The sequence below is a fragment of the Rhodoferax sp. genome (assembly GCF_028714215.1).
Classification (GTDB): Bacteria; Pseudomonadota; Gammaproteobacteria; order Burkholderiales; family Burkholderiaceae_C; genus Rhodoferax.
Window position 1 is genome coordinate 93,044 of the sequence record NZ_JAQTMS010000002.1, and the last position, 15,775, is coordinate 108,818.

Sequence of the window (15,775 nt, forward strand, 5' to 3'; positions counted from 1 at the left end):
GCCATGAACCAAGCCGCCAAACTGATTCGCCTCACCTACGTCGCGCTGCTGCTGCTGGCACTGCTGGCGCCGATGCTGGGCTTGTATCCGGTATTTGTGATGAAGCTGCTGTGCTTTGCCATTTTTGCCTGTGCTTTCAACTTGCTGTTGGGCTTTACCGGATTACTGTCTTTTGGTCACGCCGCGTTTTTTGGCTCGGCTGCCTATATCACCGGCTGGTTCATCAAGTCGCAAAATTTCACCCCTGAACTTGGCATTCTCGCTGGCATGCTGGGCTCCGGCCTGATCGGTTTGCTGGTGGGCCTGGTGGCGATCCGGCGCCAGGGCATTTACTTTGCCATGATCACGCTGGCGATTGCCCAGATGGTCTATTTTGTTTGTCTGCAAGTGCCTTTCACCGGCGGTGAAGATGGCTTGCAGGGCGTGCCGCGCGGGGCTTTGTTGGGCCTGCTCTCGCTCAAGTCCGACACCGCCATGTATTACCTGGTGGTGGCCGTGTTTGTAGCCACTTTTCTGGCCATCTCGCGCATCGTCACATCGCCTTTCGGCCAGGTGCTGAAGATGATCCGGGAAAACGAGCCACGTGCCATTTCACTGGGCTACCAGGTCGATCGCTACAAGTTGCTGGCCTTTGTGTTGTCGGCCGCCCTGGCCGGACTGGCGGGCTCGCTGAAAACCCTGATCATGGGTTTTGCCACGCTCTCGGACGTGCACTGGTCGATGTCGGGCGAGGTGATTCTGATGACCTTGCTGGGCGGTGTCGGCACCTTCTTCGGCCCGGTGATGGGCGCCGGTATTGTGATCTCGCTGCAGGACACGCTGGCCGACAAGGTGGGGGCCTGGGTCACGGTGATCATTGGTGTGATATTTGTGCTGTGCGTGCTGGCCTTCCGCAAGGGCGTGGTCGGCGAACTGCAGGCCTTTCTGGAACGCCGCCGCCGTGCTGCCGCCAGCAAACCCTGAACCCGGCGCGTCTGCCTAGGCGAATCGTCATGAAGCCATGGAACCCGCAAGCCTTGATTCGGTAGACCTGCAACTGCTGGAACAGTTGCAGACCGACGCCTCGCTGAGCAACCAGGCGTTGGCGGCGCGCGTTCATATTTCACCCCCCACCTGCTTGCGGCGCGTCAAACGATTGCACGACGCCGGGCTGATCGAGCGCGAGATTGCCGTGCTCAGCGTCGACAAGCTGGCGATGCTGGCCGGCCACGGTTTGTGCGCCATCGTTGAAATCACCCTGGACCGCCAGGACAGCGACGCCCTGGAAGCGTTCGAGAAGCGCGTCGCCCTCGACGACGCGGTGCAGCAGTGTTACCGGGTTTCACCCGGACCGGACTTTTGCCTGGTGGTGCACGCGGCCCACATGCCCGATTACCTGGCCCTGGTGCAACGGCTTTTTACCGCGGATGCCAATGTGCGCAATGTGAAGACCTTCTTCAGCGTCAAGCGCAGCAAATTCGGCGCCCGCCTGACGCTGCCATCGAAACCGGGTTCAGCCTGATTTTTTCGCCGGGCCGCCCCAAGGAAACAAAGTTCGGCGTAAGCCAAAATTAGTCCCTGCGGGGGGCTACTACTTTGCCGGCCGCTTCCAGTCGGCAATGCTCACTTGCTTGCCGCGCGCCACGCTCAAGGCGCCCGGCGGCGTGTCTTTGGTGATGGTGGAGCCGCCGCCCACGGTGCCGCCAGCGCCAATGGTGACCGGAGCCACCAGCACGCAGTTGCTGCCGATGTGAACGTCGGCCTCGATCACGGTACGGTGCTTGAAGGCGCCATCGTAATTGGCGGTGATGCTGCCGGCCCCATAGTTCACGCGCTCACCCACCGTCGCGTCGCCCAGATAGGCCAGGTGATTGGCTTTGGCGCCCTTGGCCAGGGTGGAGTTCTTGACCTCGACGAAATTGCCGATGTGGACCTGCTCGCCCAACTTGGCCCCCGGGCGCAAGCGGGCGAACGGACCGATCAGCGCGCCGGCGCCAACCTCGACGGAGTCCTTGCTCCCCGCCTTGCCGCCCTCGATATGGGTAAACGGGTGGATCACTGCGGCAGTGCCAATGGTGGCATTGGAGATCACGCAGTTGGCGCCGATCGTCACGCCATCGCCCAGGCGCACCTGACCTTCAAAGACGCAGTTGACATCGATCGAGACGTCTTGCCCACACTGCAAATCACCCCGCACATCCAGCCGCGCCGGGTCGGCCAGGCGCACGCCCTGCTCCATCAACTGCACCGCTGTTCGCATTTGATAGGCCCGCTCCAGTTCAGCCAATTGCAGCGGACTGTTGACGCCCGCCACCTGCAAGGCGTCGCTGATTCTGTGCGCCACCACCGCCATGCCCTCGGCAACGGCAAATTTCACAACGTCGGTGAGGTAATACTCGCCTTGCGCGTTCCGGTTGTCCAGGCGTGCCAGCCAGGCCTTGAGTTGCCTGGCCGGCGCCGCCATGATGCCGCTGTAGACCTCGGTAATGGCACGTTGCTGGGGCGTGGCATCTTTTTGCTCCACGATGGCGCGTACCGCCTCGCCGTCACGAACAATACGGCCATAGCCGGCGGGGTCGGCAAATTCGATCGTCAGCAGCGCCAGGGCGTTGCCGCCGCAGGCCGCAATCAACTGGCGCAAGGTGTCGCTGCGGATCAAGGGCACATCACCCGACAGCACCACCACGATGCCGTCATCGCGCAGCACCGGCACTGCCTGCTGCACCGCATGGCCGGTGCCTAACTGCGGCTCCTGGCGCACAAAATCAATCGCCAATCCAGCCGCCGTGCTGCTGCCCGCTTTAAGCGCCAGTTCCACTTCGGCAGCACCATGGCCGCTGATCACCACCACCTGACGCGCCGCCAATTCAGCCGCGGTGTCGACCACGTGCTGCAACAGGGCCCGCCCGGCCAAGCGGTGCAGCACTTTGGGCAGCTTGCTTTTCATGCGCGTGCCCTTGCCCGCCGCCATGATCACCACGTCCAGCGCGCCCGGCGTTGTGGCGTTTGTTGAATAATCCGTCATGCCCATCTCCGTTCGATTGCCAAGTCAGTTCTCTTGCCTGCGCCACATTATCGGTGCGCTGTTGCTGGTGCTGGCGACGCTGGGCTTGTCGGGCTGTAGCGCCGTCAAGTTGAGCTACAACAACGCCCCCGAGCTGACCTACTGGTGGCTCGACAGTTACCTCGACCTGAACGAAACGCAGTCGCTCAAACTGCGCTCCGACCTGACTGCCCTGCAAGCCTGGCATCGGCAAATGGAACTCCCCCAATACGTCAGCACGCTGGAAAGACTGCAGCGCCTGGCCGCCACTGAGGTGACCCCGCTGCAAGTCTGTACCTTGTATGAGGAACTGCGGCCACGGCTGCAGGTCTTGCTCGATCGGGCCGAGCCCACGCTGGTAGCTCTGGCGCCCACCCTCACGGCCACGCAACTTGAGCATCTGGCACGCCAGTTCAATAAGCGCAATGGGAAATGGCGCGCCGAGTGGCTCGACAACTCCGCAGCAGAACAGGCCGCCCGGCGCGCCCAGCAGTTAACGGACCGGGCCGAGCACTTCTACGGACCCCTGGAGGAAGCCCAACTGGCGATGTTGCGCGCCAGCGTGGCGCGCTCTGTTTTCGATGCAGATGTGAAATACCGGGAAACACTGCGCCGCCAGCAGGACGCGCTGCAAACATTGCGCCAGTTGCAGGCCGACCCGGGGCCGGCGGGCCACGTCAAAACAGCCGTCCACGCCCTGCTGGAGCGCACCCTGAACTCGCCCGCTGCGGACTATCGAAGTTACGCGGAACGATCGACCCAGGAAAATTGCCGGCTATTGGCCACCCTGCACAACAGCGCCACGCCGGCCCAGCGCCAGCGCTTGCTTGAAACCTTGCAGGACTATGCAGCCGATGCCCGCTCGCTGATGGCGCCAAGTCGCTAACATCGGGCCATGGCAATCAGTGTTTTTGACCTTTTCAGAATCGGGATCGGGCCCAGCAGCTCGCACACCGTGGGGCCGATGCGGGCGGCCCGCCTGTTTGCCCTGGCGCTACAACGTGACGGCCTGCTCGCTGCCACCGAGGGTGTGCGCTGCGAGCTTTACGGCTCGCTGGGTGCCACCGGCAAAGGCCACGGCTCCGACATCGCGGTCATGCTGGGCCTGATGGGGCACGCGCCGGACAGCGTCGACGTGCAAGCCGTGCCCGGCATGGTGCAGGGGGTGCGCAGCCAGCAAATCCTCCCCTTGCTGGGCGACAAAATGATCGCGTTCCGGGAACCGGAGCACTTGTTGATGTACCGGCGCGAGGCCATGGCCGAGCACCCCAACGGCATGAAATTCAGCGCCCTGGACGCCCAGGGAAACCTGCTCAGGGAAGCCAAATACCTCAGCGTCGGCGGCGGTTTTGTGGTCACCGCGGGCGCCGCCAACGAGGCCGTGCTCAGCGCCTATCAAAAAGTGCCGCATGCCTTTGTTTCGGGCGACCATCTGCTGGCCATTTGCCAGCAACATGGTTTGAGCATTGCGCAAGTGATGTGGGCCAATGAACGAACCTGGCGCAGCGACCAGCAAATCCGGACCGGACTACTGGATATCTGGCGCGTGATGCGCGAATGCGTGCAGCGCGGTTTGAACAGCGAGGGCACGCTACCAGGCCCGTTCAAGGTGCAGCGTCGTGCGCCGCTGTTGGCGGCGCAACTGCGCGAGCGCGCCGAACGCGCCTTGGCCGATCCGCTGTCGGTGCTGGACTGGATCAATGTCTGGGCCTTTGCCGTGAATGAAGAAAACGCGGCCGGCGGCCGCGTCGTGACGGCCCCCACCAACGGCGCCGCCGGTGTCATCCCGGCGGTCCTGCATTACTGTGACCGCTTTATCCTGAACCACGGCCAGCGCAACGGCCAGGACCAAGGGACCGAGGCGGTGATCGACTTCCTGATGACCGCCGCAGCGATCGGTATGTTGTACAAACTCAATGCATCCATCAGTGGCGCCGAGGTCGGCTGCCAGGGCGAGGTCGGCGTTGCCTGCTCAATGGCCGCCGCCGGACTGGCAGCGGTGCTGGGCGGCAGCCCCGAGCAGGTGGAAAACGCGGCCGAGATCGGCATGGAGCACAACCTGGGCCTGACCTGCGACCCAATTGGCGGCCTGGTGCAGGTGCCGTGCATAGAACGCAACGCGATGGGCGCGGTCAAGGCCGTCAACGCCGCCCGCATGGCGATTGCCGGCAACGGCCAGCACGTGGTGTCGCTGGACAACGTGATCAAGACCATGCGTCAGACCGGCGCCGATATGAAAACCAAATACAAGGAAACTTCGCGCGGCGGGTTGGCGGTCAACATCGTCGAATGCTGAGCATCCCAAGGATTTACCCATGGCGGCCCCCCGCAACGAATTTGCCCAGTACTGCTGCGACCTGCTGAGCGCGGCCGGTCCCTGTCTGGCACGCCGCATGTTCGGCGGCTACGGCATCAGCAGCGACGGCTTGACGCTGGCCTTGCTGGTCGATCTGGGTGACGGCGAGAAACTCTGGCTCAAAGCCGACGAATCGTCGCGGCCGGTCTTTGAAGCCGCCGGTTGCGCGCGTTTTACCTACCTGGCAAAAGGCCAGGCCAAGAGCATGAACTATTACAGCGCACCCGATGACGCCATGGAGTCGACGCAACTGATGGCACCCTGGGCCCGGCTGGCGCTGGAAGCGGCACTCAAGGCGCATCAATCGAAACCCGTCGTGCGCCGCGCGGCCAAGACCAAAACCAAGGCTCCGAGCAAATCACGCTCCGGCGTCAAGGCGGGTTAGCTTCACATTTGGACAGCACCCGCCCGCGCCCGGCGACCAGGAACTCGGCGTAACCGGCAAGCCCCAGGGCCAGTCGGCCCAAGGCACTGCCGGCCATCAACACAGCCTGCCCGGCCTCGTGCAGCGGCTCAATCACCGCCGCATTCCAGCGCGCTGCGGATGCGGTTACCGCTGCGGCAACAGGTGTCCACTCGAAGTAAACCGGCGCCTCGCCCGAGTCAGGCCAGGGCTCCAGAACCAGGTGCTGCCCGGCGCCTACCGGCAGGCGCTGGCCGCGCTGCAAGAAACGATCGCCCGATTCGTTGCCTGCCCCCCGCTGCGGGCCGTCCAACGTGGCCCAGACCCGCCCCTGGGTAATACGCAGCATGCCGGCCTGACGCGGGCGCAGGCTGATGGCGCGTCCGGCCGCCAGCTGCCAGCGTCCCGCGACGGCGGGGCCGGCGTCGGAGAATTGGAATGGAAGATTATTTTGGCTCGTCATGACAGCCTCCTTGGGTTCAGTTGGGTACCCATGATGGCTTCGACAAGCTTGTTCGTCCAATGAATTCGGGATAAGCTATTGATTCTATTTACGCATCAATTGATTGACCCATTCGAACCCTCGTACCGATGCCACACTCTGAAAAACAGCAGCGCACGCGACCGATTTCGGTCGGCCAGTTGCGCGCCTTCGAGGCGGTGGCGCGGCACCTCAACTTCCGCGCCGCGTCGGAACAGTTGTCGCTGACCCAAAGCGCCATCAGCCGCCAGATTCAAACCCTGGAGGACGAGGTCGGCGTGGCCTTGTTTTTGCGCCACACGCGGGCGGTCGAGCTGACTGCCGCCGGCGCCCAGTTGCTGCGCGCGGTGGTACCGGCGCTGGAACGCATGGACGGCGCGGTGCGGCAGATCCGGCGCAGCGCCGGGCGCAAAAATGTGGCCATCAGCACCTGGGCCTCCTTTGCCTCCATGTGGCTGATCCCGCGGCTGGAGGCCTTTCAGCGCGAACACCCCGACATCGACATCCGGATTGATGCCACCGATGTGGCGGTCGACCTGGACACCAGCGACGTCGACCTGGCGCTGCGCTACAAACAACCCGGCACCGTGCCGGCCCATGCGCAACGCCTGTTCGGGGAACAACTGACCGCCGTGGCCAGCCCCTGGCTGCTGAAAAGCGGCCACGCCCTGAAACGTGGGGAGGATCTGGCGCATTTCGCTTTGATAGAGGACAGCGTCGCGCACCAGACGCGATCTTTGGAGTGGTTGACCTGGCGGCGCTGGCTGGATCAGCACGATTTAAAAAAACTGGAACCCAAGCGCTGGCTCTACTTCAACTACGCCCACCAAATTGCGCAGGCGGCGCTGACTGGGCAAGGCGTGGCGCTGGCGCGCATGCCGCTGGTGGCGGACAGCCTGGCCAGCGGCGACCTGGTGGAGGTTTTGCCAGGCATGCGCCTGGATTCGCCTTTGGCCTACTGGCTGATCGTCGGCCCGCGCAGTGCCGCCCGGCCCGAGGTCCGGGCCTTCTGCGAGTGGCTGACGGCGCAGGCGGAGTTGACGCGATTGGCGATCGGCGAGACCCTGTAAGCCCGTTCAGGCCGGCCAGACCACGCCGTTGTCGTTCAGGATCGCGTCGAGCGGCAGATCATGCGGCTCGGGCTCGAAATCCGGCAGAAAATCGGTGGCGAAGCCGAGCCCCACGGTGAACGGCCGCGGCTCCAGTTTGGCCAGCATGCGATCGTAGAAACCACCGCCGTAACCGAGCCGATAACCGCCCGGTGCGTAGCCGACACAGGCGACAAACAACAGGGTCGGAGTGATCACCTCGGTGTCCTTGGGCTTGGGAATGCCGTAGGCGTCCTCTTCCATCGGGCAGCCCGGATACCAGGCATGAAAAGTCATGCTCTTGTGAACCTTGTCGACCACCGGCAAACCGATCCGGCGCGGTTGCGGCTGCTCGATCAGTTCACCATCTTCCTTCCAGCGGTGCAGGGCTGGCAGCGGATCAAACTCACCCTTGATCGGCCAATAGGCGCCGATCACGCTATCGGGCCGGCCGACCAGCCAGATGCGCAACACGCGCTGCAATAAATCGACCCGTTGTCGGCGATCCGGGAGGTTCAGACGTTGCTCAATCAGGAGTTTGCGCAGTGCTTTTTTCTCAAGCGCCTTTTTTCCATTCAAGTTGTCCATAATCCCCACATGCAGTTTCACGCCATTTTGACATCGATTGCGCTCCCGATCTGCCTGTTGCTGACAGCCATCTCGCCGGTGCGGGCGCAGCCCCCGGCCGCGACCAAGGTCCATGGCGACGAGGCGATTCTGGAAATGAGCCAAGCCTTCAAAAGCGGCAACAGCAAGCGCCTGACGGCGCTGCTGCCGCAAGTCCGCGACCATTTGCTGGAACCTTGGGCCGCCTACTGGGAACTGCGCGCCCGCCTCGACACTGCTGTCCCCAGTGAAGTGGAGCAATTCTTTGCCCGTTTTGCCGGCAGCTACCAGGAAGACCGCCTGCGCGACGACTGGCTGCTGCTGCTGGGTCAGCGCCGCTACTGGAGCGACTTTGCCGCCCAGCTGCCGCTGTTTCGCATGAACGACGACCGCGAGGTGCGCTGCTATGCGCTGGCCCTGGAGCCGCTCCCGGGCGGCGTGGAGCGCGCCGACGAATTGAAGCGCCAGTGGTACGGGCAAAGGGAAGCCGACGACGCTTGTTTCTTTGCCGCGGCCCACCTGTATGCCGCCCAACAACTGAGCGATGCCGACGTCTGGCGCAAGGCGCGGCTGGCGATGGAGGCCAATCGCCCCAAAGTCGCCAGATTGGCGGCCGAGATCATCTCGCCGGCAGCGGCCGCACCGATTGACGAGATCAGCAAGGATCCAACCCGTTTCCTGTCCAAGCGCGTCGGTGCGGCCGGCCGCACCGGCAAGGAAGCGGTCGTGCTGGCCTTGATCCGCCTGGCCCTGAGCGAGCCCGACAAGGCCGCCAGCCTGTTGGAGAACCACTGGAGCGTGCACCTCAGCCCCGAGCAGCGCTCATGGGTCTGGGGCGTGATCGGCAAACAGGTGGCGCAGCGCCCTGGCAGCGACGCCTTGCAGCACTATGCCAAGGCCAAAGACAGCGATTTGAGCGACAGCCAGCTCGGCTGGAAAGTTCGCGCCGCCCTGCGCCAGTCCCAATGGAAGGAGGTGCTGGGCGCGACCCGGGCGATGAGCCTTCCGGTCCGGCAGGAAGCGGTCTGGGTCTACTGGCAAGCCCGGGCCCTGCTGAAGCTGGCCCGGACCGAGCCCGACCGCACCGCGGCCAGGAATCTGCTGGAGAGCATTGCCGGCGTACGCGGTTTTTACGAACAACTGGCGCTGGAAGAATTGGGCCGGGGCATCACGGTACCGGCCCGCCCGGAACCCCTGCGCCCCGAGGAGAAGGACGGCGCTGCCCTGAACGCAGGTCTGAAGCGCGGCCTGTACGCGATCCAGATCGGTTTGCGCAGCGACGGCGTGCGCGAGTGGAACTACAGCACCAGCCTGCACAGTCGCGGCGGCATGAACGACCGCGAGTTGCTGGCGGCGGCCGATCTGGCCTGCCAGCGCGAGGTTTGGGACCGTTGCATCAACACCAGCGAGCGGACCAAAGCCCAGATCGACTTCGAGCAGCGCTTTCCCATGCCGCACAAGGAAGCGGTGCTGCAACGCGCGGCTCAAACGGGCATCGACCCGGCCTACGTCTACGGCCTGATCCGGCAGGAAAGCCGCTTCATCATGGACGCCCAGTCGGTGGTCGGCGCCGCCGGTCTGATGCAGGTGATGCCGCCCACCGCGCGCTGGACCGCGAAAAAAATCGGCCTGCCCCATTTCAAGCCGTACCAGATCAACGAGCGCGACACCAACATCGCGATCGGCGTGGGCTACCTCAAGCTGCTGCTGGACGGCTTCGACGGCTCCTTGCCACTGGCCGCTGCTGCCTACAACGCAGGCCCCAGCCGACCCCGCAGCTGGCGCGGCCAAAATGGCGCGCCGCTGCTGGAAGCCGCCATCTGGATTGAAAACATCCCTTTTACAGAGACCCGCGATTACGTCAAGAAGGTGCTGTCGAACACCAGCAGCTATGCGGCGCTGATGACCGGTCAGCCGCAGTCGCTGAAAGCGCGTCTGGGACTGGTGGGGCCGCGCGACGCCAGTGCGCCCGAACCGGGCCTGGACCTGCCCTGAGCGGGCCTGACGGGTCACTCCGGCCGCCGCGCTTGCGCTTGTGGCGACTCGCGCGGCCGGTTGATCTGAATAGAATTGTGACGTTTTGGAGAAACCCATGCTCAAGCTCTACATCGGCAACAAGAACTATTCCTCCTGGTCCATGCGCGCCTGGGTGCTGCTGAAGCAGGCCGGCATCCCGTTCGAGGAGGTGATGGTCCGTTTTGACTCGTTCGACGAGGACGCCGGCTCCGGTTTCAAGCGCACCATGAAGGCGCTGACTCCCACCGGCAAGGTGCCGGTGCTGGTGGACGGCGAGCTGGTGGTGTGGGACACGCTGGCGATTGCGGAGTACCTGGCGGAGCAGTTCCCCGACAAAGCGCTGTGGCCGCAGGACAAGGCAGCCCGAGCCCGGGCGCGTAGCCTGTGCGCCGAGATGCATGCCGGTTTCACCGCCTTGCGCGGCAATTGTCCGATGAACATCGAAGCCGCGCTGGCCGACACCGGGGCGCTGATCTGGCGCGACAAGCCGGCGGTGCGGACCGACGTGGAACGTCTGGTCGCCATGTGGCGCGAGTTGCTGAGCCAATATGGCGGCCCCCTGCTGTTTGGTGGTTTCAGCATCGCTGACGCCTACTTCGCCCCGGTCTGCATGCGCCTGAAAAGCTACGCGCTGCCGCTGCCAGCCGACATTTCCGAGTACCTGGAACGCGTTTGCGCGCTGCCCGGCGTGCAGGCCTGGATCAGTCTGGCGCTGGCCGAGAAAGACTTTCTGGCATTCGAAGAGCCCTACCGTTTGGCAGCCTCGGCCAGCAGCCGCTGAACGGCCCACCTGCCCGGCAGAAACGTGAACGACGCCCTGCCACCGAACGACGAGATGGCGCCTGCTCGACCAGCACCGTTGGAGGCGGTGTTGCCCGAGGGCGAAGACCGTTACCGCAGCTTGATCGAGTGGTCGCCCGAAGCGTTCAATATTCATCGCGACGGGAAGCTGCTGTACGTCAATCAGGCGGCCGTCAAGCTGTTTGGCGCACGCTCGGCGCAAGAGCTGGTAGGTAAATCGATCCTCGACCTGGTGCATCCGGACTTTCATCAAATCACCCTGGCCCGTGCCAAGAGCATTCTCGACCAGGGCAGCGCAACGACAATGCGCGAACTGAAATATTTCAAGCTCGATGGAACGGCCATCGACGTCGAGGTTCAGGGTATGCCCATCATCTTCGAGGGAAAACCGGCGGCCCTGGTGGCCATGCGTGACATTACCGGACGCAAGCTGACCGAGATCACGCTGCTGGAGATGAACGCGCAACTGAACGAAAAATCCCAACTGCTGCAAACCACCCTGGACAGCATCAGCCAGGGCATTTTCATGACCGATGCCGATGGACGGGTAAGCACCTTCAATCACCGGGTGGCGGAGTTGCTGGAGCTACCGGAGAGCCTGCTGGCGAGTCGTTCCAGCATCGAGGAGTTGACCCGCTATCAGCTCGAAAGAGGCGACTTCGGTCCGGCCGAGGGTCTGGTCGACAGCCACGCGCGCGCTTACGTGGCAGCCGCCGGCAAGGGCGAGATCCCGCAGCGCTATTTGCGGGTGACGCCGGCCGGGCGGACACTGGAAGTCAAGACGCAAACCCTGCCCAGCGGCGGCATGGTGCGCACCTTCACCGATGTGACCGACTACGTTCAGGCCGAGGCCGACCGGCAGCGGTTGAACCTGCTGATCAATGCCACCCACGCCATTGCCCGGGTCGGTGGCTGGGATGCCGATATCGCCAATGACCGGCTGTTCTGGACGGAGGGGGTTTACCGCATTCTTGAAACTTCGCCCGAGCAGTACTCACCGGAGCTGGCCACGACCAGTCAGTTTTTCACACCCGAATCGCGCGTCGTGGTCAAGGCGTCTTACGCGGACGTCGTCAATCAGCCCAAAACCCATGATTTCGTGATCGAGATGATCACCGCCAAGGGGCGCCACATCTGGGTTCATTCGATGGGCGCAACCACCTGGGAGCAAGGTCGACCGGTGAAGCGCACGGCGATGCTGCAGGACATTACCGAACGCAAGCAGGCCGAGGCGGCATGGCGCGAGAACGAGCAACGCTGGAAGCTGGCGCTGGAGAGTATCGGCGACGGTGTGTGGGACTGGCACGTCCAGACCGGCGAGCGGTTTTCTTCGAAACGTCTGAAGGAAATGTACGGCTTTGCCGAGCACGAAGAACTCGATCGCGACGAAATAGACACGCGCACCCATCCCGATGACCAGGCGCAAGTGCTGCGCGACCGCCAGGCCCATTTTGACGGCCTGACACCGACTTACGTCAATGAACATCGGGTGCGCTGCCGGGACGGCAGCTGGAAATGGGTCTTGACGCGCGGCCTGGTGATCAGCCGCGATGCCCAGGGCAAGCCGCTGCGCATGATAGGCACCCACACCGACATCACCGAACGCAAGCACAGTGAGGCCGCCTTGCGCGAAAACGAGCAGCGCTGGAAACTGGCGCTGGAGAGCACCGGAGACGGCATGTGGGAGTGGTACATCCAAACCGATGAAGAATTTTTCTCCAAGAGTTTGCTGAAAATGTACGGTTATGGCGACGACGATGCAATCGATCCGGTCGACAAATTCGACCTGCGCACCCACCCCGATGACCGGGCCCAGCTGCAGCTTGACCGGCAGGCCCATTTCGACGGCCTGACACCTACTTTCAGTAATGAACGCCGCCTGCGTTGCAAGGATGGGAGCTGGAAATGGGTGCTGTCCCGCGGCATGGTGATCAATCGCGATGCCCAGGGCAAGCCGCTGCGCATGATAGGCACCCACACCGATATCACCGAGCGCAAGAAGTCGGAATCTCTGATCTGGCAGCAAGCCCATATCGACGCACTGACCGGCCTGCCGAATCGCCGCATGCTGCACGAGCGACTGGAACAGGAGATCAAGAAAGCCAGGCGTGACGGCCAGCAACTGGCCTTGTTGTTCATTGACTTGGACCATTTCAAGGAAGTCAACGATACGCTGGGGCATGACAGCGGTGACCTGCTGCTGATCGAAGCCGCCCGGCGCCTGCGCAACTGTGTGCGCGAGTCCGACAGCGTGGCGCGCATGGGTGGCGACGAGTTCACCGTCATCCTGACCGAGCTGACCGACGCCAGCAGCGCCGAGGGCATCCTGCAGAAACTGCTGCGTACGCTGGAGACCGTGTTCCGCCTGAACCACGAAACCATCTTTATCTCAGCCAGCATCGGGGTCACGATCTACCCGCACGATGCCACCGAAATCGAGGACCTTTTCAAAAACGCCGACCAGGCGCTCTATGTCGCCAAAGGGGCCGGGCGCAATCGCTTCAGCTTCTTCACGCCGGCGCTACAGGAAGCAGCGCAAAACCGGCTGCGTTTGGGCAATGACCTGCGCACGGCGCTGACCGACCGGCAATTCCGGATGGTTTACCAGCCCATTGTCGAGCTCGCCACCGGAACCATCCGCAAAGCCGAGGCATTGATCCGCTGGCAGCACCCGACCCGCGGACTCGTCAGCCCTGGCGAATTCATCGAGATTGCCGAGACCAGTGGCCTGATCGTCGATATCGGTGAATGGGTATTCCAGCAAGCGGCGCTACAGGCACAGAGCTGGCGCGCCAGGCTGGACCCCCAATTCCAGATCAGCGTCAACAAATCGCCGGTCCAGTTTCACCACAACTGCAGTATCGACCAGCAATGGTTGCGCCAACTCGACGCCCTGGGTCTACCGGGCCAGAGCATGGTGGTGGAAATCACCGAGGGGCTGCTGCTCAACTCCAGCGCCAGCGTGGCCCAGCAACTGCTGGAACTCCATCGTGCCGGCATCGCGGTGTCGCTGGACGACTTCGGTACCGGCTATTCGTCCCTCTCTTATTTGCAGAAATTCGACATCGATTTCATCAAGATCGACCAGTCGTTTGTGCGCCACCTGGTGCCCACCTCCACCGATCTGGCCTTGTGCAAGGCCATCATCGTGATGGCGCACGAACTGGGTATGAAAGTGATTGCCGAGGGCGTCGAGTCGGTGCAGCAACGCGACCTGCTGACGGCAGCCGGTTGCGACTATGGTCAGGGCTACCTGTTCGCGCGGCCGATGTCGGCGAGTGATTTCGAAACTTTCCTGGCCGCCAAACCGTTCAACTGAAGCGTGCTTGTTGCTGCGTCCAGCGCACGATGTCGGCCGCCCCCATGGCGCCCGGCTGGCGCGCCACTTCGCGCCCGTTGGAAAACAGGGCCAGTGTCGGAATACTGCGGATGTTGAAGCGCGCACCCAGTTGCGGCGACGCTTCGGTATCGACCTTGACCAGCCGCACCCGGGGCTCCAGTTGCGCCGCCGCCTGCTCGAACGCCGGCGCCATCTGGCGACAGGGCCCGCACCAGGGCGCCCAAAAATCCACCAGCACCGGAATCTGGTTGCGGCTGATGTGACGCTCAAAATTGCTTTCATCGAGTGCCAGCGAATGGGCCACGAACAGCGGCTTGTGGCAGCTACCGCAATCAGGTGCCCGGGCCAGATCGGTGCCACGCACCCGGTTGGTGGTGTGGCAATGGGGACAGACAAGGTGCAGGAAATCGCTCATGGAAGTGCCTTTCAGCCTCTTAGATAGAGGTTAAACCGGCCGACTTCAAGCCCCGCCTCCAGCCTTTGTGTCGCTCGCTTAAAGCGTATGGGTCCGGTCGCCCTGCGCGAAACCGATGGCATCCCACGGTTCGCCGCGGTACAGGCCAATAACCTTGAACAGTTCGCCCATTTCATGTTCCATGATCAGTTTTTGTGCCTGCACCCGCATCGCCAGAGACGCATTTTCGAGGTGCCCGGCCAGGCCGCAATTGATCAGGAACCGCGCCTGCGTGCAATACCCCAGCACCCCCAGGCCGGCGTTCTGTGCGGCCAGCGCGATACCGGTGAAATTGACGTGCGCGGTGATATCTTTCAGTCCCACGTCCGACAGGGGGTCACCGTCGGACTGGTGGGCACGGTGGCACATCACGGTACCCATGTGGCGCTGCGGGTGGTAGTACTCGTGCTCCGGGAAACCATAGTCGATCAGAAAGACCGCGCCGACGCGCAGCTTGTCGGCCAGTGTCCGAATGAAAGCCTCGCCCTGAAGATGAACTTCCGTCAGATAGTCGTGCGCGCCGTCAATCTCGACCGGCGGACGCAGATCGGTGAGACGGTCTTGCCAGACAAACGCCGCTGCCGCCTCGGCTTGCGATGGCTGCGCAGCCGCTGCCAAGGCCACGCCGCGCTCGTACCAGACGCCGCTACTGCGGGCCAGCAGCTTGACCGGCATGGCATCGAGCACCTCATTGCCGAGTACCACACCTTGCAAGGCGTCCGGCAACTCGCTGACCCAGTGCACGTTGTGGACGTACTTTTCCAGCGTCTTTTGCTGGCGCGAACGCAAGCTGCCGGACAGCTCGACAATGCGGTAACGCGGCAACGGCCGACCCATCGCCTGCAGGCTCTCCAGCAATTGCAGCGCCAGCGCGCCGGAGCCGGCGCCAAACTCCCAGATCTCGCTGGTTTGCGTCACCTCCAGGGCTTGCGCCACCTGGGCCGCCAGCGTCTGACCAAACAGCGGCGTCATCTCGGGGGCAGTCACGAAGTCGCTACCCGGCAGCAGCTGGCCGGCCTGACGGCCGTGCGGCAGGGTGCCGAATTTGACGCTGTCGTTGGCGTAGTAACCCAGGCCCGGCGTATACAAGGCCAGCGCCATGAACTGATCGAAGCCGATCCAGCCGCCGGCCGCGGCAATGGTTTGCGCCACATGGCTGTGCAGGGCGCTCGTTAAACTGTAGGCTGTTGTCATCACAGCCCGAATTG

The 15,775-nt window shown here is 63.3% G+C and carries 14 protein-coding genes; 9 read left to right on the plus strand and 5 right to left on the minus strand.

Features of this window, described 5'->3' with window-relative positions; all coding sequences use genetic code 11:
• Nucleotides 1-3: 3 nt before the first annotated feature.
• Entirely contained in the window at nt 4-963 is a 960-nt protein-coding gene (locus PHS32_RS01470; RefSeq protein ID WP_301076978.1) for a branched-chain amino acid ABC transporter permease, read from the plus strand.
• Between the two features lie 37 nt (nt 964-1,000).
• The gene (locus tag PHS32_RS01475; protein WP_301076979.1) at nt 1,001-1,501 is read left to right on the plus strand and encodes an Lrp/AsnC family transcriptional regulator; all 501 of its coding nucleotides are present in this window, start codon (nt 1,001-1,003) and stop codon (nt 1,499-1,501) included.
• A 69-nt stretch (nt 1,502-1,570) separates the two neighbouring features.
• Here the strand turns inward: PHS32_RS01475 and glmU are convergent, their stop codons facing one another.
• Entirely contained in the window at nt 1,571-3,004 is a 1,434-nt protein-coding gene (gene glmU / locus PHS32_RS01480; RefSeq protein WP_301076980.1) for a bifunctional UDP-N-acetylglucosamine diphosphorylase/glucosamine-1-phosphate N-acetyltransferase GlmU, read from the minus strand.
• On the opposite strand from glmU, the gene PHS32_RS01485 reads away from it, so the two are divergent.
• The 3 genes from PHS32_RS01485 to PHS32_RS01495 are packed head-to-tail and all read left to right on the plus strand — an operon-like array spanning nt 3,003 to nt 5,763.
• Entirely contained in the window at nt 3,003-3,908 is a 906-nt protein-coding gene (locus PHS32_RS01485; RefSeq protein ID WP_301076981.1) for a DUF6279 family lipoprotein, read from the plus strand. The genes glmU and PHS32_RS01485 overlap by 2 nt on opposite strands.
• Nucleotides 3,909-3,917: 9 nt before the next feature.
• On the plus strand, nt 3,918-5,318 hold the full coding sequence (locus tag PHS32_RS01490) for an L-serine ammonia-lyase (protein WP_301076982.1): 1,401 nt from the start codon (nt 3,918-3,920) through the stop codon (nt 5,316-5,318).
• A 19-nt stretch (nt 5,319-5,337) separates the two neighbouring features.
• Nucleotides 5,338-5,763 (plus strand): TfoX/Sxy family protein, encoded by a 426-nt coding sequence (locus tag PHS32_RS01495; protein ID WP_301076983.1) that lies wholly within the window; start codon nt 5,338-5,340, stop codon nt 5,761-5,763.
• On the opposite strand, the gene PHS32_RS01500 is transcribed toward PHS32_RS01495, so the two are convergent.
• Nucleotides 5,750-6,244 (minus strand): DUF2917 domain-containing protein, encoded by a 495-nt coding sequence (locus tag PHS32_RS01500; protein ID WP_301076984.1) that lies wholly within the window; start codon nt 6,242-6,244, stop codon nt 5,750-5,752. The genes PHS32_RS01495 and PHS32_RS01500 overlap by 14 nt on opposite strands.
• Nucleotides 6,245-6,372: 128 nt before the next feature.
• Between PHS32_RS01500 and PHS32_RS01505 the strand changes: the two genes are divergently transcribed.
• Nucleotides 6,373-7,332 (plus strand): LysR substrate-binding domain-containing protein, encoded by a 960-nt coding sequence (locus tag PHS32_RS01505; RefSeq protein WP_301076985.1) that lies wholly within the window; start codon nt 6,373-6,375, stop codon nt 7,330-7,332.
• A 6-nt stretch (nt 7,333-7,338) separates the two neighbouring features.
• Here the strand turns inward: PHS32_RS01505 and PHS32_RS01510 are convergent, their stop codons facing one another.
• On the minus strand, nt 7,339-7,938 hold the full coding sequence (locus tag PHS32_RS01510) for a 5-formyltetrahydrofolate cyclo-ligase (protein ID WP_301076986.1): 600 nt from the start codon (nt 7,936-7,938) through the stop codon (nt 7,339-7,341).
• A gap of 9 nt (nt 7,939-7,947) precedes the next feature.
• On the opposite strand from PHS32_RS01510, the gene PHS32_RS01515 reads away from it, so the two are divergent.
• The 3 genes from PHS32_RS01515 to PHS32_RS01525 all read left to right on the plus strand — a co-directional run bounded on the left by PHS32_RS01515 (nt 7,948) and on the right by PHS32_RS01525 (nt 14,092).
• The gene (locus PHS32_RS01515) at nt 7,948-9,951 is read left to right on the plus strand and encodes a lytic transglycosylase domain-containing protein (protein ID WP_301076987.1); all 2,004 of its coding nucleotides are present in this window, start codon (nt 7,948-7,950) and stop codon (nt 9,949-9,951) included.
• A gap of 97 nt (nt 9,952-10,048) precedes the next feature.
• Nucleotides 10,049-10,753: a glutathione S-transferase family protein gene (locus PHS32_RS01520; protein WP_301076988.1), complete on the plus strand. Its 705-nt coding sequence runs from the start codon at nt 10,049-10,051 to the stop codon at nt 10,751-10,753.
• A gap of 24 nt (nt 10,754-10,777) precedes the next feature.
• Nucleotides 10,778-14,092: an EAL domain-containing protein gene (locus tag PHS32_RS01525; protein ID WP_301076989.1), complete on the plus strand. Its 3,315-nt coding sequence runs from the start codon at nt 10,778-10,780 to the stop codon at nt 14,090-14,092.
• Here PHS32_RS01525 and trxC read toward each other — a convergent pair.
• Together trxC and PHS32_RS01535 are read right to left on the minus strand one after the other, a co-directional pair.
• Nucleotides 14,085-14,528 (minus strand): thioredoxin TrxC, encoded by a 444-nt coding sequence (trxC, locus tag PHS32_RS01530; protein ID WP_301076990.1) that lies wholly within the window; start codon nt 14,526-14,528, stop codon nt 14,085-14,087. The genes PHS32_RS01525 and trxC overlap by 8 nt on opposite strands.
• A 78-nt stretch (nt 14,529-14,606) precedes the next feature.
• Nucleotides 14,607-15,761, minus strand: a complete 1,155-nt coding sequence (locus tag PHS32_RS01535; protein ID WP_301076991.1) for an SAM-dependent methyltransferase — start codon at nt 15,759-15,761, stop codon at nt 14,607-14,609.
• Between the last annotated feature and the right edge of the window lie 14 nt (nt 15,762-15,775).

Bases quoted from the DNA above. Each gene is read 5' to 3' on its own strand.
- PHS32_RS01495 (WP_301076983.1), top strand. From the start codon at position 5,338: ATGGCGGCCCCCCGCAACGAATTTGCCCAGTACTGCTGCGACCTGCTG.
- PHS32_RS01470 (WP_301076978.1), top strand. From the start codon at position 4: ATGAACCAAGCCGCCAAACTGATTCGCCTCACCTACGTCGCGCTGCTG.
- PHS32_RS01490 (WP_301076982.1), top strand. From the start codon at position 3,918: ATGGCAATCAGTGTTTTTGACCTTTTCAGAATCGGGATCGGGCCCAGC.
- PHS32_RS01485 (WP_301076981.1), top strand. From the start codon at position 3,003: ATGCCCATCTCCGTTCGATTGCCAAGTCAGTTCTCTTGCCTGCGCCAC.
- PHS32_RS01510 (WP_301076986.1), bottom strand. From the start codon at position 7,938: ATGGACAACTTGAATGGAAAAAAGGCGCTTGAGAAAAAAGCACTGCGC.
- PHS32_RS01520 (WP_301076988.1), top strand. From the start codon at position 10,049: ATGCTCAAGCTCTACATCGGCAACAAGAACTATTCCTCCTGGTCCATG.
- PHS32_RS01515 (WP_301076987.1), top strand. From the start codon at position 7,948: ATGCAGTTTCACGCCATTTTGACATCGATTGCGCTCCCGATCTGCCTG.
- glmU (WP_301076980.1), bottom strand. From the start codon at position 3,004: ATGACGGATTATTCAACAAACGCCACAACGCCGGGCGCGCTGGACGTG.
- trxC (WP_301076990.1), bottom strand. From the start codon at position 14,528: ATGAGCGATTTCCTGCACCTTGTCTGTCCCCATTGCCACACCACCAAC.
- PHS32_RS01535 (WP_301076991.1), bottom strand. From the start codon at position 15,761: ATGACAACAGCCTACAGTTTAACGAGCGCCCTGCACAGCCATGTGGCG.
- PHS32_RS01505 (WP_301076985.1), top strand. From the start codon at position 6,373: ATGCCACACTCTGAAAAACAGCAGCGCACGCGACCGATTTCGGTCGGC.
- PHS32_RS01500 (WP_301076984.1), bottom strand. From the start codon at position 6,244: ATGACGAGCCAAAATAATCTTCCATTCCAATTCTCCGACGCCGGCCCC.
- PHS32_RS01475 (WP_301076979.1), top strand. From the start codon at position 1,001: ATGGAACCCGCAAGCCTTGATTCGGTAGACCTGCAACTGCTGGAACAG.